The 20,643-nt window shown below is 41.5% G+C and carries 18 protein-coding genes; 16 read left to right on the top strand and 2 right to left on the bottom strand.

Annotated elements, in window-relative coordinates; all coding sequences use genetic code 11:
* Positions 1–48 precede the first annotated feature (48 nt).
* The 10 genes from pbpC (at position 49) to rluF (ending at position 12,834) form a co-directional block, all read left to right on the top strand.
* Positions 49–2,370 carry a peptidoglycan glycosyltransferase PbpC gene (pbpC, locus tag ACHB7C_RS11155; RefSeq protein WP_071548206.1) on the top strand — a complete coding sequence of 774 codons (2,322 nt, stop codon included), beginning with the start codon at positions 49–51 and terminating at the stop codon, positions 2,368–2,370.
* Positions 2,371–2,649: 279 nt separating this feature from the next.
* Positions 2,650–3,075: a nucleoside-diphosphate kinase gene (gene ndk / locus ACHB7C_RS11150; RefSeq protein WP_042844627.1), complete on the top strand. Its 426-nt coding sequence runs from the start codon at positions 2,650–2,652 to the stop codon at positions 3,073–3,075.
* A gap of 159 nt (positions 3,076–3,234) precedes the next feature.
* On the top strand, positions 3,235–4,416 hold the full coding sequence (locus ACHB7C_RS11145) for a bifunctional tRNA (adenosine(37)-C2)-methyltransferase TrmG/ribosomal RNA large subunit methyltransferase RlmN (protein WP_042844625.1): 1,182 nt from the start codon (positions 3,235–3,237) through the stop codon (positions 4,414–4,416).
* Positions 4,417–4,617: 201 nt separating this feature from the next.
* A complete protein-coding gene (gene rodZ / locus ACHB7C_RS11140; RefSeq protein WP_042844624.1) occupies positions 4,618–5,574 on the top strand; it encodes a cytoskeleton protein RodZ in 957 nt (318 codons plus the stop codon).
* Positions 5,575–5,731: 157 nt separating this feature from the next.
* Positions 5,732–6,850: a flavodoxin-dependent (E)-4-hydroxy-3-methylbut-2-enyl-diphosphate synthase gene (gene ispG / locus ACHB7C_RS11135; protein WP_042844622.1), complete on the top strand. Its 1,119-nt coding sequence runs from the start codon at positions 5,732–5,734 to the stop codon at positions 6,848–6,850.
* A 216-nt stretch (positions 6,851–7,066) separates the two neighbouring features.
* Entirely contained in the window at positions 7,067–8,344 is a 1,278-nt protein-coding gene (hisS, locus tag ACHB7C_RS11130) for a histidine--tRNA ligase (protein ID WP_042844621.1), read from the top strand.
* Positions 8,345–8,354: 10 nt separating this feature from the next.
* Entirely contained in the window at positions 8,355–8,978 is a 624-nt protein-coding gene (locus ACHB7C_RS11125; RefSeq protein WP_042844619.1) for a tetratricopeptide repeat protein, read from the top strand.
* Between the two features lie 20 nt (positions 8,979–8,998).
* Positions 8,999–10,171, top strand: a complete 1,173-nt coding sequence (gene bamB, locus ACHB7C_RS11120; protein ID WP_042844617.1) for an outer membrane protein assembly factor BamB — start codon at positions 8,999–9,001, stop codon at positions 10,169–10,171.
* A 128-nt stretch (positions 10,172–10,299) separates the two neighbouring features.
* A complete protein-coding gene (gene der, locus ACHB7C_RS11115) occupies positions 10,300–11,778 on the top strand; it encodes a ribosome biogenesis GTPase Der (RefSeq protein ID WP_042844616.1) in 1,479 nt (492 codons plus the stop codon).
* Between the two features lie 180 nt (positions 11,779–11,958).
* Positions 11,959–12,834 (top strand): 23S rRNA pseudouridine(2604) synthase RluF, encoded by an 876-nt coding sequence (gene rluF / locus ACHB7C_RS11110; protein ID WP_048607837.1) that lies wholly within the window; start codon positions 11,959–11,961, stop codon positions 12,832–12,834.
* A gap of 143 nt (positions 12,835–12,977) precedes the next feature.
* On the opposite strand, the gene ACHB7C_RS11105 is transcribed toward rluF, so the two are convergent.
* On the bottom strand, positions 12,978–14,114 hold the full coding sequence (locus ACHB7C_RS11105; protein WP_071548205.1) for a M4 family metallopeptidase: 1,137 nt from the start codon (positions 14,112–14,114) through the stop codon (positions 12,978–12,980).
* A gap of 158 nt (positions 14,115–14,272) precedes the next feature.
* Positions 14,273–15,190 carry an oxygen-dependent coproporphyrinogen oxidase gene (gene hemF, locus ACHB7C_RS11100; protein ID WP_042844613.1) on the bottom strand — a complete coding sequence of 306 codons (918 nt, stop codon included), beginning with the start codon at positions 15,188–15,190 and terminating at the stop codon, positions 14,273–14,275.
* Positions 15,191–15,326: 136 nt separating this feature from the next.
* On the opposite strand from hemF, the gene ACHB7C_RS11095 reads away from it, so the two are divergent.
* From ACHB7C_RS11095 to cysW, 6 genes are all read left to right on the top strand, one after another.
* Complete coding sequence (locus ACHB7C_RS11095) at positions 15,327–15,758, top strand: GNAT family acetyltransferase (RefSeq protein WP_042844611.1); 432 nt, start codon at positions 15,327–15,329, stop codon at positions 15,756–15,758.
* A gap of 91 nt (positions 15,759–15,849) precedes the next feature.
* On the top strand, positions 15,850–16,455 hold the full coding sequence (locus ACHB7C_RS11090) for an RpoE-regulated lipoprotein (protein ID WP_129466124.1): 606 nt from the start codon (positions 15,850–15,852) through the stop codon (positions 16,453–16,455).
* 240 nt (positions 16,456–16,695) lie between these two features.
* Entirely contained in the window at positions 16,696–17,595 is a 900-nt protein-coding gene (locus ACHB7C_RS11085; RefSeq protein WP_042844608.1) for a Dyp-type peroxidase, read from the top strand.
* A 334-nt stretch (positions 17,596–17,929) separates the two neighbouring features.
* Positions 17,930–18,952, top strand: a complete 1,023-nt coding sequence (locus tag ACHB7C_RS11080) for a sulfate ABC transporter substrate-binding protein (RefSeq protein WP_042844607.1) — start codon at positions 17,930–17,932, stop codon at positions 18,950–18,952.
* Positions 18,952–19,782, top strand: a complete 831-nt coding sequence (cysT, locus tag ACHB7C_RS11075) for a sulfate/thiosulfate ABC transporter permease CysT (RefSeq protein WP_042844606.1) — start codon at positions 18,952–18,954, stop codon at positions 19,780–19,782. Before ACHB7C_RS11080 ends, cysT begins: the two co-directional genes overlap by 1 nt.
* Positions 19,782–20,642 (top strand): sulfate/thiosulfate ABC transporter permease CysW, encoded by an 861-nt coding sequence (cysW, locus tag ACHB7C_RS11070; RefSeq protein ID WP_042844605.1) that lies wholly within the window; start codon positions 19,782–19,784, stop codon positions 20,640–20,642. The genes cysT and cysW overlap by 1 nt, the downstream gene beginning before the upstream one ends.
* Position 20,643 lies beyond the last annotated feature (1 nt).

Raw genomic sequence — 20,643 nt, 5'->3', positions numbered from 1 at the left:
GTTAAGATATAAGGGCTTTTTTATTTCATCATCTTGGTACATCCATCAATGAAAAAATGGTTACGTCGCACCACCTTTACACTGTTACTGTTAGTTATTTTTCTGCCATTACTATTTTTTATTGCAGACAAGATTTGGCCTTTGCCAATTAAAAAAATAGAAATGGCACGAACAGTCGTGGCGGCGGACGGAACGCCTTTATGGCGCTTTGCGGATAAAGAAGGGATTTGGCGTTTTCCTGTCCAGTTGGAAGAGGTTTCGCCAGATTTTATCGAAGCATTGTTAACCTATGAAGACCGTTATTTTTATCGTCACCCTGGGGTAAACCCGTTTTCATTAGTAAGAGCTGCGGGGCAGTTGGTGAGTTCAGGTCGTATCGTGTCCGGTGGGAGTACTATCTCCATGCAGGTTGCTAGGCTAATCGACCCTCACGAAAGAACGCTTGGCGGAAAATTAAAACAACTCTGGCGTACCGCTCAACTTGAATATCATTATTCTAAAGACGAAATTCTTGAGATGTATTTAAATCGCGCACCATACGGTGGGACGATAGAAGGTATTGGGGCTGCTAGCTGGGTCTATTTAAACAAAGCCCCTGCCAAATTAACGGCAAGTGAAGCTGCATTATTTGCGGTTTTACCTCAGGCTCCAAGCCGTTTACGACCAGACAGATACCCAGAAAGAGCGCAAGCTGCTCGTGATAAAGTGCTGGATAGGCTAGAAGAATACCAAGTGTGGAGTGCGGAAAAAGTTGCTGATATTAAACAAGAACAAATTTGGTTAGCACCGCGGAAAAATCCGCATTTGGCTCCTCTATTGGCTCGACGAGTCACTAAAGACACCCAAGAACCAATTATTGAAACTACCATTGATGCCAGTTTGCAAAGGCAATTGGAAGATATGGCTATGAATTGGAAAAACCAATTGCCCAAGCAAACTTCGCTGGGGATTTTGGTGGTTGATCATACTGATATGAGTGTAAAAGCCTATATTGGGTCAATCGATTTCTTAGATGATAGCCGTTTTGGTCACGTCGATATGATTAGTGCATGGCGTTCACCGGGGTCTACGCTGAAACCTTTTTTATATGGGTTAGCGATGGACGAAGGCTTAATTCACGCAGAGTCACTCTTACAAGATGTTCCAAGGCGGTTTAATGATTATCGACCGGGAAATTTTGACAGTGGTTTTAATGGCCCAGTCAGTGTGAGTGATGCGCTGGTTCGTTCCTTAAATTTACCGGTAGTCCAGTTATTGGATATCTACGGTAGTAAACGTTTTACAGCGCAATTACGTAATGTTGGAACTGAGTTACGTTTCCCATTGGGAAGCGAACCTAACTTATCGTTGATCTTAGGCGGAACTGCAACTCGCATGGAAGATTTAGTCTCTGCGTATAGTGCATTTGCCCGCAAAGGTCATGTCTCACCTTTGCGGTTTAAACCGTCAGATCAAATCCGAGATAGGGTACTAATGTCACCGGGGGCGGCATGGATAGTGCGACGCATTATGGGGGGAGAAGCACGCCCAGTGCCTGATGAGAATTTATCAGGGCAATTGAATTTAGCTTGGAAAACAGGGACTAGCTATGGCTATCGTGATGCATGGGCGATAGGGGTTAATCCACGTTATACTATCGGTGTTTGGGTTGGGCGTCCTGATGCGACACCCGTGGCGGGGCAGTTGGGTTTTGCGACCGCGATTCCGATAATGAACCAAGTAAATGCCATGTTGCTGAGTAAAATATATTCATCCCATCAACCGTTGCCAAAAGATATTAAACCCGCCAGTGTCAGCCAAGCTGTGATTTGTTGGCCGGGAGGGACATCATTATTGAAAGACGACAGTAATTGCCGTCAACGGCGGTTAAGTTGGATTTTGGATAATACCATCCCGCCAACCTTGATGGCGAGGGACCAAGAATCGTTATTAGGTTTAAGACAAAAAGTCTGGGTTAATGACAAAGGGTTACAAGTCGCAGCCGATTGCCCGAATGCGCAAGAAAAAGAAGTCCACTTATGGCCCATTACGGTAGAGTCATGGTTACCAGCAAGTGAGAAACGAGTTAATCGTTTACCAAAAGTAGACCTAACTTGCCCACCCCTCAAATTGGAAATGCCACCCTTATTAATTTCAGGCGTGCGAGATAGCGAAGTTTTACAACGTTTACCCGGAAAAACGAGCTTGGATTTACGTCTCGTCACTCAAGGTGGGCAGGGTGAAAAATGGTGGTTCCTAAATGGCGAGCAAGTTAACACGACAGAGCAAAATGGTTCAATTTTGCTGACACTTGATAAAGCAGGGAGCTACCAAGTTTCTGTATTAGATCTAAGCGGTCAAGTGGCGGCAATTAACTTTAGAGTTCGATAATAGTTGAAAAACGTGACTTACCCGAAAAAATAGTGTTTTTTGCTATAAAAAGTTTAACAAAATGTTGATGTGACTGTAGGAAATTGTAATCAGAGCCCCTATAATCATCGCCTTATTTTTCTTTTTCCTAGGTGTGCTTAATTTTAAAGCCTAAAAACCTAATATCAGAAATAGAAATAATATAAAAAACTACAACATGCCCCTATTTCACGTTCTTGAATCCTAACTTACAGGGAAGAGCAAAGAATAAAGGCCTAATAAATCGCTAAGAGGTTATTTATGACTGTTCAACGTACATTTTCTATTATTAAACCAAACGCTGTGAAGAAAAACGTCATCGGTGCTATCTACAACCGTTTCGAAAGCGCAGGTTTTTCTATCGTTGCTGCTAAAATGATGCATTTAACTCGTGAGCAAGCTGAAGGCTTCTACGCTGAACACAAAGGTCGTCCTTTCTTTGAAGGTCTGGTTGAATTTATGACTTCAGGCCCAATCATGCTGCAAGTGTTAGAAGGCGAAAATGCAATTCAACGTCACCGTGACCTGATGGGCGCAACTAACCCAGATAACGCATTAGCGGGGACTTTACGTGCAGACTACGCTGACAGCTTCACTGAAAACGCAACTCACGGTTCAGACTCTGAAGAATCTGCTGCACGTGAAATCGCGTATTTCTTCACTGCTGACGAAATTTGCCCACGCTAATACACTTTACATAATGCATTAGCATTATTGTTGTAAAGTTTGTACAATGCGACGCCCTGCTATTATTAGCGGGGCGATTATCTTTTTAAGACTGCAAAATTACGTCGTGCTATAATAAATGTTAGCACTGCCGAAAGTGTAATAACGAGGCAATACATCATGTCTGATATGACGACAGCTGCACAATGTGCAACTTCTTCCGCTATTTCTGTCACACCAGAAAAAACGAACCCAAAAACGAATTTACTTGATTTAAATCGCAAACAGATGCGTGAATTTTTTGCACAGATGGGTGAGAAACCTTTCCGTGCGGATCAGGTCATGAAGTGGATTTATCACTATTGCTATGATGATTTCGATCAAATGACCGATATTAATAAAGTCCTGAGAGCAAAACTGAAAGAAGTCGCGGAAATCCGTGCTCCTGAAGTATCTGAGGAACAACGTTCATCTGATGGCACCATTAAATGGGCGATAAAAGTAGGAGATCAGTTGGTTGAGACGGTTTATATCCCAGAAGCAGACCGTGCAACGTTGTGTGTTTCTTCACAAGTTGGTTGTGCGCTGGAATGTAAATTTTGTTCTACGGCACAGCAAGGGTTCAACCGTAACTTGCGTGTTTCAGAAATCATTGGTCAAGTATGGCGAGCGGCGAAAATTATTGGTTCGTTGAAATCCAGTGGTCGTCGTCCAATCACTAACGTTGTTATGATGGGAATGGGCGAGCCATTACTGAATCTGAACAATGTGGTCCCAGCCATGGAAATTATGTTAGATGATTTCGGTTTTGGTTTATCTAAGCGCCGAGTTACGATTTCAACATCGGGTGTTGTACCTGCTTTGGATAAACTAGGCGATATGATAGATGTTGCCTTAGCCATCTCATTACATGCTCCGACAGACGATATTCGTGATGATATTGTTCCAATTAATAAGAAATATAACATTGAAACATTCCTCAACAGTGTAAACCGCTATTTAACAAAATCGAATGCAAATGCTGGGCGGGTTACGGTTGAGTATGTAATGTTAGATCACGTTAATGACAGTGTTGAACAAGCACATCAACTGGCGGAATGTTTAAAAAACACACCAAGTAAAATCAACTTGATCCCATGGAACCCATTCCCTGGTGCACCATATGGTCGCAGCTCAAATAGCCGGATAGACCGTTTCTCTAAGGTGCTGATGGAATATGGCTTTACAACGATAGTCCGTAAGACTCGTGGTGATGATATTGACGCAGCATGTGGCCAGTTAGCGGGTGATGTGATCGATAGGACAAAAAGGACTTTGAAAAAACGTATAGCAGGGGAACCTATCAAGGTAAAAACAGTCTGATTTATAGATATTATCTAATCAGTGAGTTAGGTTATGTTTCGAGGCGTTTTACAGTTAGGCAAAACGTCTTTGTTCACCTACAATAGTTGAAGCAATATGATAAATTTAACTGTTGTTTCAAAACTATGATAAATTCTGACGAATAAAGCTACTGAATAGTTGCTTTATATTTTTTTAACTTGGAAATAGTGTTGCCAGCAAATGACTATCGAAAATAATACCGAACAAACCACTGTGACTGTAGGACAATTATTGGTGCAAGCTCGTGAGCGCATGGGGTTAACACAAGATATTGTCGCAGAACGATTATGTCTCAAAGTAAGTACGGTAAATGAGATAGAACAAGATATTCCCCCCGCTGGCGTGGAACCTACATTTTTACGCGGTTATATTCGTCTATACGCACGTATGGTGGGTGTGGCTGAAAGCGAAATTAAAGACTTAATGAAAACGGAAGAGCCTGTTCCGTTAGCAAAAGTTTCTCCAATGCAAAGCTACTCACTAGGCAAACGACGTAAAAAACGTGAAGGCTGGTTAATGAAACTGACTTGGTTAATCGTAATTGTACTGATTGCGATGGTCGGTATCTGGTGGTGGCAAGATCACAACGCGCAAAAAGACGAGTTAGTCTCGATGGCGAGTCAGAACGATTTGATATTGTCTCAGCAAGATAACAATACAACCCCTGTTGACTTACCAAGTCCTACAGGTGAAGCACCTATCGGGGCTGCAATATTAGAAAATACCCCAGAAACATTGGCTCAGCAACCGTCGACGGCGGCTCCTTCATCGGTTAATCCAGTGGAAGAAAATGCGCCAGTGAAGACTATTCCACTACCGAATGCGGCCCAAACAACGAATGCGTTAGACCGAACGCATTCGGCTGAAAATACAGAAATTGCACCTGTTAGCAGTAGTGCGCTAGTGTTAAATTTCACGGGGCAGTGCTGGTTAGAGATTCGTGATGCGAATAATAAAATCTTATTTAGTGGTACTAAAAATAATGGTGATAAGCTCGAACTCGATGGCGCACAGCCTTATCGCTTAAATATTGGTGCCCCTGCGAATGTCACAGTACAATTCCAAGGTAATGCGGTGGATTTAAGCCGTTTCATCAAAGCGAAACGCCCTGCTAAATTGAAATTACCTGAAGCTTAAAGTATGACGAATAAAAAGAGGCAAACTATATCCGAAAACATCTTTTATGATAGTTTATAGTTTGCTTTCTTGTGTATAGTGAAACCAGTAAGACGAAATTGTTAACACTATAACACGGTATAAAAGAGCACATGGACGTTCGGAGAATTAAAGAAAAATGCATAATGAATCACCGATAAAAAGACGTAAATCCACTCGAATTAACGTAGGCAATGTGCCTATAGGCGATGGCGCACCCATCGCAGTTCAATCAATGACGAATACCCGCACAACGGATGTTGATGCAACGGTACAGCAAATTAAATCCCTTGAACGCGTTGGCGTAGATATTGTTCGTGTTTCAGTCCCCACTATGGATGCAGCTGAAGCATTTAAATTGATTAAGCAGCAGGTCAATGTGCCATTAGTGGCAGATATTCATTTTGATTATCGCATTGCCCTTAAAGTTGCAGAATACGGCGTTGATTGCTTGCGCATTAATCCAGGTAATATTGGTAGCGAAGAAAGAATACGCCAAGTTGTTGATTGTGCACGTCACTACAATATCCCCATTCGAATCGGTGTTAATGGTGGTTCCCTTGAGAAAGACATTCAAGAAAAATACGGCGAGCCTACACCAGAAGCGCTAGTCGAATCAGCGATGCGCCATGTGGATATTTTGGATAGACTGAACTTTGATCAGTTCAAAATCAGCGTGAAAGCCTCTGATGTCTTTTTAGCCGTGGGGTCTTATCGCTTATTGGCAAATAAAATTGATCAACCCTTACATTTGGGGATCACCGAAGCTGGTGGCGCACGTTCAGGCTCGGTTAAATCTGCAATTGGCTTAGGTATGTTATTGTCGGAAGGTATTGGTGATACCTTGCGAATTTCATTAGCCGCAGACCCAATTGAAGAAGTAAAAGTCGGTTTTGATATTCTAAAATCATTACGAATTCGCTCTCGCGGTATCAACTTTATTGCTTGCCCAACCTGTTCACGTCAAGAGTTTGACGTCATTGGGACCGTTAATGCTTTAGAACAACGTCTAGAAGACATTATTACGCCAATGGATGTCTCGATCATCGGTTGTGTGGTTAATGGCCCAGGTGAAGCCGAAGTTTCAACACTTGGTGTTGCAGGGGCGAAAACTAAAAGCGGTTTCTATGAAGATGGTAAGCGGCAAAAAGAACGCTTTGATAATGATAATATTATTGACCAACTTGAAGCGAAAATCCGTGCTAAAGCGGCGATGATGGATGAGAGTAACCGGATCGAAATTAACCTAAAAAATTAATTAGGTAAATAAACTGGCTCGTATAGAGCCAGTTTTTACATTTATCAGGCTATTAATGGTGTTAATTATCCGTGTTTTTTTCTAAAATCGAACACTCATCGGGCAAATAAACAGATAATTCCCGATTCGTATCAGTAATTGGTGTTTGTTGATTGAACCTGATGATATTTCGCTCTTATAATCAAACTTATGTAATTCTGAAAATAGAGAAATAAAGTGGGAAAAAATATCCAAGCCATTCGCGGCATGAATGATTACTTACCAGCTGACACGCGTGTATGGCAAAAAATCGAAGCTACATTGAAAAATATTTTACAGGGTTATGGTTTTAGTGAAATACGTACCCCGATTGTAGAGCAGACCCCGCTATTTCGTAGAGCGATTGGTGAAGTGACGGATGTCGTTGAAAAAGAAATGTATACCTTCAATGACCGTAATGAAGAAAGTCTGACATTACGCCCAGAAAATACTGCAGGCTGTGTCCGCGCAGGTATTGAGCATGGTTTGCTGTACAATCAGGAACAACGTTTGTGGTATTTAGGGCCAATGTTTCGCTATGAACGCCCTCAAAAAGGGCGTTACCGCCAGTTTCACCAATTAGGTGCAGAGGTATTTGGTTTGAGTGGGCCAGACATCGATGCCGAAATGATCCTAATGACAGCTCGTTGGTGGAAAGCATTAGGTATAAGCGAACATGTGACGCTAGAACTAAACTCAATTGGTTCGTTAGACGCGCGTGCAAATTATCGTGAGGCTTTGGTTGCATTTTTAGAGCAACATAAAGATAAGCTCGATGAGGACTGTAAACGCCGGATGTACACTAACCCACTTCGCGTTTTGGACTCTAAAAATCAAGGGGTGCAAACGTTATTGAATGATGCACCTGAACTGTTTGATTACCTTGATGTCGAATCACGTGAGCACTTCGATGGTTTGTGTAAACTATTAGATACTGCGGGTATCAAATATCGTGTTAATCAGCGTTTAGTTCGTGGTCTTGATTACTATAACCGTACTGTATTTGAATGGGTTACAACGGCACTAGGCTCTCAAGGTACAGTCTGTGCCGGTGGCCGCTACGATGGCCTTGTCGAGCAATTAGGCGGCAGAGCTACCCCAGCTGTTGGTTTTGCCATGGGTATGGAACGCATGGTGTTGCTAGTCCAAGAAGTGAATCCAGCATTTACCGCAGACACTTCAGTGGCTGACGTGTATTTAGCGTCTTTTGGTGAAAATTGCCAACAAGCTGCCTTATTGGTTGCTGAAAAAGTACGTGATGAACTACCTACTTTGAGATTAATGGCTAACCACGGCGGTGGGAACTTCAAGAAACAGTTAGCAAGAGCAGATAAACAAGGCGCTAAAATTGCTTTGATCTTGGGGGAAGACGAAATGACTAATGGTCAAGTAACCTTGAAAGATTTGCGCACAGGCGCACAAGAAACTATTTCACAGCAACTAATGGCATCTCGCATCGCTGAGCTATTAGGTTAAGGAGAGACAAGTGGAAGTCTATACAAACGAAAATGATCAAGTTGATGCGATCAAACGCTTTTTTGCTAACAACGGTGTTGCATTAGTTGTTGGCCTTGTTATTGGTGTTGGTGGTGTATTTGGTTGGAATTACTGGCAGTCACATAAAACCAATATATTGCAAGAAAGCGCCCAAAAATTTGAAACAGTGAGCACCCAACTGCGTTCAGGCTCAGAACAAAGTATCGTTGCCGCGCAAAAATTTGCTGCTGAAACTGATGATGTTTACAGCGCAATGATGGGGCTAGAGTTAGCGCAAATCGCCGTTGATAAAGGCGACTTAGCGAATGCACAAACTGCGCTAACTAATGCATTAGCTAAAGCGAAAACGGTTGATATGCAAGATTTAATTAACTTGCGTTTGGCTCGTGTACAATTGGCTCAAGGTAATGCTGATGGTGCGATAGCATCTATTACGAATATCAAAGGTAAGTCATGGCAAGCGACGGCACAGGATGTCCGTGGTGATGCTTTACTCCATAAGGGTGATAAAGCTGGTGCAAAAGCCGCATACACTCAGGGGCTAGAAAGTGAAGGTTCTCAATCTCTTAGAGGTATTTTAACTCTGAAATTGAACAACGTATCTAATTCATAAGAAGAAAGGAAACGACAAACATGCAGTTGCGCAAAACTCTTTTGGTTGGCCTAGTCGCTTCAGCTTTACTTGCCGGTTGTTCCAGCGAAACTGATTCTATCATTATGGCGCCACTTCCGCAGGTTGAGAATCAATTTACTCCATCAATTGTTTGGGATAAATCTGTTGGTAATGGCGTTGAACAATTTTACTCCGAGTTATCGCCTGCTTGGGATGGCTCAGCTGTTTATGCGGCAGACCGTAAAGGTTTAGTGAAAGCATTTGAGCTAGACAGTGGTAAAGAGATTTGGTCTGTTGACTTGTCCAAGCGTACCGGTTTCCTTTCTGCGAATTTATCCGCGTTATTATCAGGTGGTTTAACTGTTGATGGCGATAAAATCTTTATTGGTACTGAGCGTGGTACCGTTATTGCCTTAAACAAAGAAGATGGTCAAGTTATTTGGGATGTTGAAGTTGCTGGTGAAGCCCTTTCTAAACCGGTTGTTAGTAACGATTTAGTCGTTATTCATACTAGCAATGGCCAATTGCAAGCGTTAGATGTAAATAGTGGTGAAATCAAGTGGACTGTTAACATGGACACGCCATCACTGTCTTTACGTGGTGAATCTGCACCAGCGGTCGCATTTGGGGCCGCAATTGTTGGTGGTGATAACGGGCGTGTAAACGCCGTTTTATTATCACAAGGGCAACTGATTTGGCAACAACGCATTTCTCAAGTCACTAGTTCAACAGAGATCGGCCGTTTGAATGATGTCGATATGACACCGATTATTGATGACGGCAAAGTCTATGCGATTGCTTATAATGGCACATTAGCATCACTTGATATGCGCTCAGGCCAAATTTTATGGAAACGCGAACTAGGTTCAATTAATGATATGGTGATGTCAGGTGAAAACCTGTATCTCGTTGACCAAAATGACCGCGTGTTGTCCGTCCGTAAAAGTGATGGTGTGACATTGTGGACACAAGAAGACTTACTAAACCGTGGTTTGTCAGCACCTGAAATGTTTAATGGTTATATTGTTGTCGGTGACAAAGAAGGCTACTTACATTGGTTAGATATGAATACGGGTGAGTTTGTTGCTCAAAATAAATTAAACAGCTCCGGTATTCACAGTCGCCCTGTTGTTGCAAGTGATAAACTAATGGTTCAGACGAAAAACGGAACAGTTTATCTGTTAACGCGTTAATTTTCTGACAAACCGACAATTTATCGATAAAATCAACGGTTCCTGATGACAGGAGCCGTTCGTTTTTTGTTTTCTGAGTGAAAGCTTCAGAATTCCTTTAGTTAATAAAAGTTGTGAGGCATCTAAGAATGATACCCGTCGTAGCGCTGGTAGGGCGTCCAAACGTAGGAAAATCCACGTTATTTAACCGTTTAACCCGTACCCGTGACGCATTAGTAGCGGACTTTCCCGGTCTGACTCGTGATCGCAAATATGGTCGTGCCGAAGTGGAAGGGCATGAGTTTATTATTATTGACACGGGTGGTATCGATGGGACTGAGGAAGGCGTAGAAACGCATATGGCCGCACAGTCCTTACAAGCCATTGAAGAAGCTGACATTGTATTGTTCATGGTCGATGCGAGAGCCGGGTTGATGCCAGCAGATGAAGGAATTGCCAAACATCTTCGTAGCCGCAAGAAAAAAACTTACTTAGTGGCAAATAAAACTGATGGTATTGATGTAAATACCGCAGTTGGTGATTTTTATTCGCTTGGGTTAGGGGAAATACACCCCATTGCTGCCTCCCACGGTCGTGGTGTAACACAATTAATTGAACAATCTTTGAAACCGTTTATTGGTGAAGAAGAAGAGCAAGTTGAGTTAACGGAAGAAGAAGCAAATGCGGCTTACTGGGCTGAGTTAGAAGCAGAAGGCCAACTTGCTGAAGATGAAGAAGACGATTTTGACCCAACCACATTACCCATCAAATTAGCGATTGTGGGTCGCCCAAATGTGGGTAAATCAACACTCACAAATCGTATCCTAGGTGAAGATCGCGTTGTTGTGTTTGATATGCCGGGTACAACCCGTGACAGTATTTATATTCCAATGGAACGCGATGACCGTGAGTACATTCTGATTGATACTGCGGGCGTGCGTAAACGTGGGAAAGTAACGGAAACAGTAGAAAAATTCTCTGTAATTAAAACACTGCAAGCAATTGAAGATGCAAACGTTGTGTTGCTAGTGATTGACGCAAGAGAAGGTATCTCAGACCAAGATTTATCGTTACTTGGCTTTATTTTAAATGCTGGGCGTTCACTGGTGATTGCGGTTAACAAATGGGATGGCATGAAACCAGAAGACCGTGAACATGTAAAAGACATGCTAGAGTTACGTCTTGGTTTTGTTGACTTTGCACGTATTCACTTTATTTCAGCGTTGCATGGTAGCGGTGTAGGTAATTTATTTGAATCGGTGCAAGAGGCTTATGAATCCGCTACGCGTCGTGTGGGAACGGCATTGTTAACTCGAATTATGAATATGGCGGAAGACGAACACCAGCCACCGTTGATTCGTGGCCGTCGAGTTAAAATGAAATATGCACACGCAGGGGGGCATAACCCACCGATAGTGGTGATCCATGGTAACCAAGTGTCGGATTTGCCTGATAGCTATAAACGCTACCTAATGAATTATTTCCGTCGCTCACTGCAAGTGATGGGGACGCCAATTCGTATTCTGTTTAAAGAGGGTGAAAACCCATATGCAGATAAGAAAAATAAACTAACTGCAACCCAATTACGTAAACGTAAGCGTTTGATGCAACATCTTAAAAAACGTTAGTGGGTCAAAGTATCAGCTAAGGGTTTACTAACCTTAGTGAATAAAAAGCCGTAACAAAATTATTGTGTTACGGCTTTTTATTATATTATCGATTTAAATAGTTTAATAATTAAACGTTGCTTTCACACAACCAAAACTAACAACGATGGCGCGGTGGGGCACAAATGATTGAGGTAAATTATGGACACTCGTTCTTCTACACGTCTAAACAAATATATTAGTGAAAGTGGTATTTGTTCACGACGTGAAGCTGATCGTTATATTGAGCAAGGCAATGTCTTTATTAATGGTAAACGTGCAGCCATCGGTGACCAAGTTTTTGCAGGTGATGTGGTTAAAGTTAATGGTCAATTGATTGAACCGCGTAATGAAGATGATTTAGTATTAATTGCGTTGAATAAACCAGTGGGGATTGTCAGTACCACGGAAAGCGGCGAAAAAGACAATATTGTTGACTATGTTAACCATAGCACGCGGATTTTCCCTATTGGGCGTCTAGATAAAGACTCTCAAGGGCTGATTTTTTTGACTAATCACGGCGATCTGGTTAATAAAATTTTACGTGCCGGGAATTCTCACGAGAAAGAATATTTAGTTACGGTGAATAAACCCGTTACAGATGATTTTATTCGAGGCATGGGAGCCGGAGTCCCCATCTTAGGTACGATGACTAAGAAATGTAAGGTGAAAAAAGAAGCGCCTTTTGTGTTCCGTATTACCTTGGTGCAAGGTCTGAATCGTCAAATTAGGCGGATGTGTGAGCACTTTGGTTTTGAAGTGACTAAGCTTGAACGTATTCGTATTATGAATGTTCGGTTAACAGGGCTTCCAGTTGGAGAGTGGCGTGACTTAACAGCAGACGAACTGATTGAATTATTTGATATGATGGAAAAATCAGAATCGGATATTAAACCGAAAAAACAGGCAAAGACCCAAGCAACCAGTAAAAATGGTGGTGGAGCCAAACAAAATACAGGGAATAAGCCAAAGGCGAAACCTGAAAACCCTACACGTAAAAAATTTACCCAACCGGGTCGTAAAAAGAAAAAACGTTAACGTGCGGGTTTAGTTAAAAATCCTTTGCTTATAAGGCTGAATGATTAGGCATTTGAATTGCTTAACATCGGCCTTTATAGATGAAAATGACTAACTACTAAGAACAGCTATTTGGCATGGTGATGTCGCCATATGATAAAAGATTAGTGTTTATCGAATACTAATCCAACTTTTTCCCAGCTTTTTTGTGTTTGTGATGCGATTTGTTCACCAAATAATTTTTGGGCGTTACTCACTGTTGCTGTGGCAAATTGCTTGAAATCCGCCATTGAGGTAACAATAGGGTCTGATACTGCCGCTATCCATATTTTACCAGCAACATCCCATGTATATCCTCCTAGGCTAGTTGCTAATAAATGAAAGGCTTTATTCGGGATACCTGAATTAATATGGACACCACCATTATCAATCCGCATAGGTAAATCACGATATTGAGACATATGACCAACTTGTGGGTCAACATTTTTGTTATTCAATGCATAAGCAGTGCCTGGGGCACTCATGGAACGTAAGGCTGGGGCATTAATTTGGTCGATAAATAAATTTTCACCAATAAGCCAATTGGATTCACAAGCTGTCTCATTTTGTACAAATTGTTTGACCATAATGCCTAAAACATCAGCAACGGATTCATTTAGCGCACCAGATTGAAATGCATATCTAAAGTTAGCTTTTGAACTAATGAAACCATGGGCTAATTCATGGGCAATTATGTCAATGTCATTGTAAAAGGGGCCAAAGACTTTACCATCTCCGTCACCAAAGAAAATAGCCTGAGAATTCCAAAAGGCATTAGCGTAGTTTGTTCCATAATGAATAACCGCATTGATGTCTGCAGAACAGCCAAACATCTGGTCAATATCTAATTTCTCCTTAAAGAAAGCACGTACTTTCCCAATATAATCGAAGACATAGCCTGCCGGTGCTGAAGGGGCTTTATCATCACCTTCACTCATGATCACAGTATAATCATCATGTGGCATATGCTCATTAAGGGAAAGTTGGTCACGCTGGCAAATCGGTAAATCTGAGTGTCGATGGATCTTATAGGGAACAGGGCGCTGAGCATCTCGAATAAAGCGGCTGTAATTTTTAACAGGATCAATAGAACAAGCAGATAGGCTATTACGATGTAATTGTGCATCTTCATCTGAATAGATTCTGCTCATGACATCATTGATATGAATGAGTGTAGGGTTGAGCTTAGTCACTCCAGTTTCGGAGATTAAACTTGATATTAGACAAGGCGATAATAAGGAACGACCTAAAATTTGACTCATATTATAACTCCATTCTATTGGATGAAATGGAATCATAATTGTTTTTTTGTTTTGTGTAACCTTTTGATATTTAACGAATTTAGTTAGATTTTGTTATATTTTATTAGAAAGGTAGAAATGGAATATTTCTACCTTAATGAATAAGCTTGTAACAGTAATTATTGGGTTAACCAGTCTTTACCGGGGATTAAAAATTCACTATAGAGAGTCGCTTCTGGGCTATTAGGCTCAGGATGATAGTCATATTCCCAACGCACCAGTGGTGGCATTGACATTAAAATAGACTCAGTTCGTCCACCGCTTTGTAAACCAAATAAGGTGCCTCTATCCCAAACTAAGTTAAACTCGACATAGCGACCACGACGATATAATTGAAACTGTCGTTCGCGTTCTCCCCACGAATGGCCACAGCGTTTTTCAACAATGGGTACATAAGCGTGTAAAAAACCATGTCCAACGGCTTGTGTGAAGTTAAAACAGTTATCGAAACCCCATTGATTGAGGTCATCAAAGAACAGGCCACCGACACCCCGAGGCTCATTACGATGTTTTAAAAAGAAGTATTCGTCACACCAATGTTTATATTTAGGATAAACATCATCGCCATAAGGTAAGCATAAATCGCGAGCTACAGTATGCCAGTGAATGACGTCTTCGTTAAAGGCATAAAAGGGGGTTAGATCAAACCCACCACCAAACCACCAAACAGGGGCTTCTCCCTCTTTTTCGGCGATAAAAAAGCGCACATTCGCGTGGGTAGTTGGGATATATGGGTTGAGTGGATGAATAACCAGAGAGACGCCCATAGCTTGGTAGCTACGACCTGCGAGTTCAGGGCGGTGTGCTGTGGCAGATGCAGGTAATTTTTCCCCCTGAATATGGGAGAAGTTGACCCCTGCTTGTTCGAATATAGCCCCATTAGTTAATACTCGGCTACGGCCCCCACCACCTTCAGAACGTTCCCATGTTTGTTCTAGAAAAGTTTCCTTACCATCTAGCTCAGTGATTTTTTGACAAATAGTATCTTGTAAGCTTTGCAAGAAAGCTTTTACACGACCGATATCTGGGTAATTCATTGTTTTCTAATAGAACCATAGATGAAAAATAATAACCAAAGTATACCCTTTTGTCGTAAAAAAGGCATATTGAATATTGATTGTGTGGCAAAAGCAGTGATAATGACAGAAAGATTAGTTTAAACGGGCAAATGTTATGGAAATACGCATCTTTCGCCAAAGTGATTATGAAGATGTACTGACGTTATGGGAACGTTGTTCTCTCAATGAGTTTTCGGGGGACCCTGAACTCGACATCGAACGTAAATTACAATGCGGTGCAGACTTATTCTTAGTCGCTGAGGTCGCAGGTGAGGTTGTTGGTACCATTATGGGCGGGTACGATGGTATCCGCGGCACAGCCGTTTACCTTGCTGTACATCCTGAATATCGTGCGCGCGGTATAGCAAATGCTTTAGTCAGCCGGCTAGAGAAAAAACTAATTGCCAGAGGGTGTGGCAGAATTGAACTTTTAGTGAGCGAAGAATCAGATGCCGCTATTTGTATGTTTGAAAAAATGCTTTATGAAGAAGAACAGTCTGAACGTTTGATTTATTCGAAAAAATTAACTCACGAAACGGATTTTTAGGTTAATTGACTATTTGTTTAATCATTCATGTGAATGTTTTGGCAAATAGGTTGTCACAATATGCATTATGCGACGGATTAAAGAGGATGATATGTCCCAACATGCAACTTTTAATAACAATAGCGGCTTAACGCCATTGTTGAAAATTACTCTGCTATGCGGAATAACACTATTGTCAGGTTGTGCTGGCACGAAAATTTTTTCGCCATCGACTTGGTTTAGTAGCCCACTAGTGATCTCTAGCTCAGGGGTTGGTCAAGTAACCAATTTTACCCCGATGCAAGCTGATACTATTAAAACGCAGCTTAATGACCGGTATAACATCCGTAGCGGAATGCAAATGGACAATGGTGATGTGGTCGCTATTTTCCAAGGCATTAATGATGACGAGGTAAAATTAGAGATAATGGGGCCTGAGCATGGCTATGTGTCGCGCATTACAGTCAATGACCCTGATATTGTTACCGAGTGGGGGCCAAAAGTTGGCACTGAATTTAGTGAAATATACCAAAAAGCATTTGGTGTATGTAGCCTTGGTGAGCGAATCAATGATGTACCAAGCATTGAATGTAATTCGCCACAATCAACAAAAGTTATTTACCGTTTTACGGGTAAATGGCAAGGGCCAGAAGGGATGATGCCTTCGGATAATGACCTTCAATCATGGACAATATCGCAGATAATTTGGCATAAGTAAGCTGATTTTAAGGTATATCGTCAGGTTTAGTTATACTGGCGATCCCCTCTTTTATCGAACCTCGTTATTGTACACAAATAAATTTCCCCTTTCTTAAATTTTCTTTCCTATAATAGGCATCGAAACCTATAAACCCTTGCGTTAAAACAAGGTGAAAAACATCACGATAAGATAGGATAATCATATCGTTTTATATAAAAAATAGGTTATATAACATACTCATTTTACGAGGTTTACCGTATGTCTCATTCTCAAAGTGGTATTTTGAAAGAACATAGCCGTTTTGGTATTTTTATTGAAGCACAAGTGCAAGAAGGATCTCTGGATGAAGTTAAATCTGGATGTAAAGGCTTTGTCGATGCTTTGACCAAATTACAGGCGCAATATCCTGATGACCGTCTTGGGGCAGTAATTGCGTTTGGCTCTGATATTTGGCAGCAATTGGGGCATGCTCAGTGCGCACCTGAATTGAAACCATTCCATACATTAGGTAAGGGGCTTGCGCCTGCCACACAAAGAGATATGTTTATTCATATTCAATCTCTTCGCCACGATATTAATTTCTCTTTAGCGCAAGCGGCACTAAAAGTGTTTGGTAAATCTATTCATGTTGTTGAGGAAATTCATGGTTTCCGCTGGGTAGATGATAGGGACTTAAGCGGTTTTATTGATGGTACAGAAAATCCGCAAGGTGAAGAAATTGCGGAAGTGACATTAGTCGAACAAGGCGATGACAAGGGTGGTAGTTATGTTTTAGTTCAACGCTATGAACACGACTTAAGGAAATGGGATCGTTTTACTGAACATGAACAGGAAAAAATGATTGGCCGTACTAAACATGATAGCGTTGAGCTTGATGAAGATGTGCGTAATGTGACTTCGCATGTTTCACGAGTCGTGGTAGAAGAAGAGGGTGAAGAGCTATCCATCATGCGTCACAGCCTGCCGTATGGCACAGCAAGTGGTAAACATGGTTTATTCTTTGTCGCCTATTGTGCAAGGCTACACAATATTGAACAACAATTGCTTAGTATGTTTGGTGAAAAAGACGGTAAATACGATGATTTACTGCGTATGACGAAAGCCGTTTCAGGTAGTTATTACTATGCGCCTTCTCTTGAAAAACTACTCGCATTATAAATGACTGTTTGCCGCATGGATGCGGCGCTCTTTTGTTATCATGAATATGCTGATGCCCTGCCTAAGTGAATATCAATCTTTTCTCACCCCAAACGAATTAAGCCATCAACAACCGTAAATACGGTATATAGATTTGTCGATTTGGTTTATTCATGAAAACTATTCATTTCTTAACTCATTAAAATAAAACAGTATTTTTACTCTTATGTCGATATTTTCTTTGTTATTCTAATTTGATATATCAAAAGGTGATTGATAACTACACAGTTATAACCAAAACAGATACAGTGTTTTTAATCTTAGTCGTTTTGGTTTAGTTATGAATGGGTGTGGAATGAAAAAATCATTTTTGAAAAAAACAGCATTAGCAAGCTTAGCGACGGCATCGTTATTCGGCAGCACGCCATTAATTGCCGCAGAACTCCTTAATAGCTCTTATGACATTGCCCGTGAGTTATTTGTGGCATTAAACCCTTCATTTGAAAAACAGTGGAATGAAGCACATCCAGACGACAAATTAACGATTAAACAATCCCACGCGGGCTCATCGAAGCAAGCGCTAGCAATATTGCAGGGGTTGAAAGCCGATGTTGTCACTTATAATCAAGTTACAGATGTGCAAATTTTGCACGATAAAGGCAAATTGATCCCTGCTGACTGGCAAGCTCGATTACCAAATAATAGTTCACCTTATTACTCCACAATGGCGTTTTTAGTGCGTAAAGGAAACCCTAAGGGAATTAAGACGTGGGATGATTTGGTACGTGAAGACGTAAAATTAATATTTCCAAACCCAAAAACATCTGGAAATGGCCGCTATACCTACCTTGCTGCATGGGGGGCTTTTAACCAAGAAAACAATGGTGACCAAGCAAAAACACGTGAGCAAATGAAGCAATTCCTAAAAAATGTCGAAGTATTCGACACTGGTGGCCGTGGTGCAACTACCTCTTTTATTGAAAGAGAGCTAGGTGATGTATTGATTAGCTTCGAATCAGAAGTGAACAACATTCGTAGTCAATATGGTGAGTCTGATTATGAAGTGATTGTACCACCAGTTGATATTTTGGCTGAATTTCCAGTGACTTGGGTTGATAAAAATGTACAAAAAAATGGTTCAGAAGATGTCGCTAAAGCTTATTTGAATTATTTATATAGCCCTCAAGCCCAAGAAATTATTACTAGCTTTAATTATCGCGTGAATGATAAAGCCGTAATGGAAGCGAATAAGGCTAAATTCCCAGAGACAAAACTTTTTACAGTTGAGTCTCAATTTGAAAGCTGGCCAAAAGTGATGGATGTGCATTTTGCAACAGGTGGCGAGTTTGACGAACTAATGGCTCAAGGGCGCCGTTAATGAGCCGTTCAGGAAAGCGCTTTCTACCAGGCTTTGGGCTGACATTAGGGAGCAGCTTATTTTATACCTGTTTGATTTTGCTGCTACCCATGAGTGCATTGGTAATACAACTGTCAGATATGACATGGCAGCAATATTGGGCGGTGATTAGTTACCCGCAAGTGGTTGCCGCCTACAAAGTAACTTTGTTGTCAGCTCTGGTTGCCAGTCTATTTAATGCCGTCTTTGGCCTATTATTAGCTTGGATTTTGACTCGCTATCGCTTTCCTGGACGTCTGTTTTTAGATGGTTTAGTTGATTTGCCTTTTGCATTACCTACCGCCGTCGCTGGTTTGACACTCGCGACATTGTTTGCAACTTCTGGTTGGTATGGTCAATACCTTCACCAGTTCGACATTAAAGTTGTGAATACATGGTTAGGAATTGCGGTAGCAATGGCGTTTACCAGTATCCCATTTGTAGTGCGTACCGTGCAGCCTGTTTTAGAAGAGTTAGGGCCTGAATATGAAGAAGCGGCGCAAACGCTCGGTGCTAGCCGCTGGCAAACATTTAGACGAGTCGTATTACCTGAACTTTCCCCAGCTCTTTTAGCGGGTACAGTGTTGTCTTTTACTCGTAGTTTGGGGGAATTTGGTGCCATTATCTTTATTGCAGGTAACATTGCTTGGCAAACAGAAGTAGTTTCATTAATGATTTTCAGTCAATTACAGCAATTTGATTACCCTGCGGCGAGTGCTGTCGCATCCGTTATTTTGGCGGTTTCATTGCTGCTTTTATTTAGTGTTAACTTAGTACAAAGCCGTTTTGGTAAACGATTAGGGGGTAAGTAATGGCACAAGTTACACCTATTCATGCTGCTAATCGTTCCCAAATCAACTGGGGGAAATGGTTATTAATAGCCATTGGTATTCTGTTCTCAGTTTTGCTATTGGTTATCCCAATTATTTGGATTTTTATTACAGCATTTCAAAAAGGCTTAGATACCGTTTTACTGAATTTAGCAGACCCTGACATGTTACATGCGATTGGGCTAACTGTGTTAATTGCCTTAATTACCGTACCTGTAAATTTGGTTTTTGGCACAATGATGGCATGGCTCGTCACGCGTTTTCATTTTCCAGGTCGGCAGTTACTGCTTACATTAGTTGATATCCCATTTGCGGTTTCCCCCGTCGTCGCAGGTTTATTGTATTTGCTGTTTTATGGTTCTAATAGCTGGTTTGGTGGTTGGCTTGAAGGGTTTGATATTCAAGTTATGTTTTCATGGCCAGGAATGGCTTTAGTGACGATTTTTGTGACTTGCCCATTTGTTGTGCGTGAATTGGTACCATTGATGTTAAGCCAAGGCAGCCAAGAAGATGAAGCCGCGGTATTGCTGGGGGCTTCAGGGTGGAAAATGTTTTGGCGAGTGACATTACCGAATATCCGTTGGGCGTTGCTATACGGTGTTGTACTGACCAATGCTCGGGCGATTGGGGAATTTGGTGCGGTATCCGTGGTTTCCGGTGCTATTCGTGGTGAGACCTATACCTTACCGTTACAAGTTGAATTATTACATCAGGATTATAACACTGTCGGTGCATTTACTGCCGCAGGGGTCCTCGCTGTAATGGCCATCATTACATTAATCCTTAAAAGCGCATTGCAATGGCATTTAAATCGTCAGCAGTCTGAATCAGGAGTCCATTGAT

This window comes from Providencia sp. 2024EL-00732 (genome assembly GCF_044006275.1).
Taxonomy (GTDB): Bacteria; Pseudomonadota; Gammaproteobacteria; order Enterobacterales; family Enterobacteriaceae; genus Providencia; species Providencia huashanensis.
Note: the sequence above shows the minus strand (reverse complement) of the source record. Positions and strands in the feature narration are given on the sequence as shown.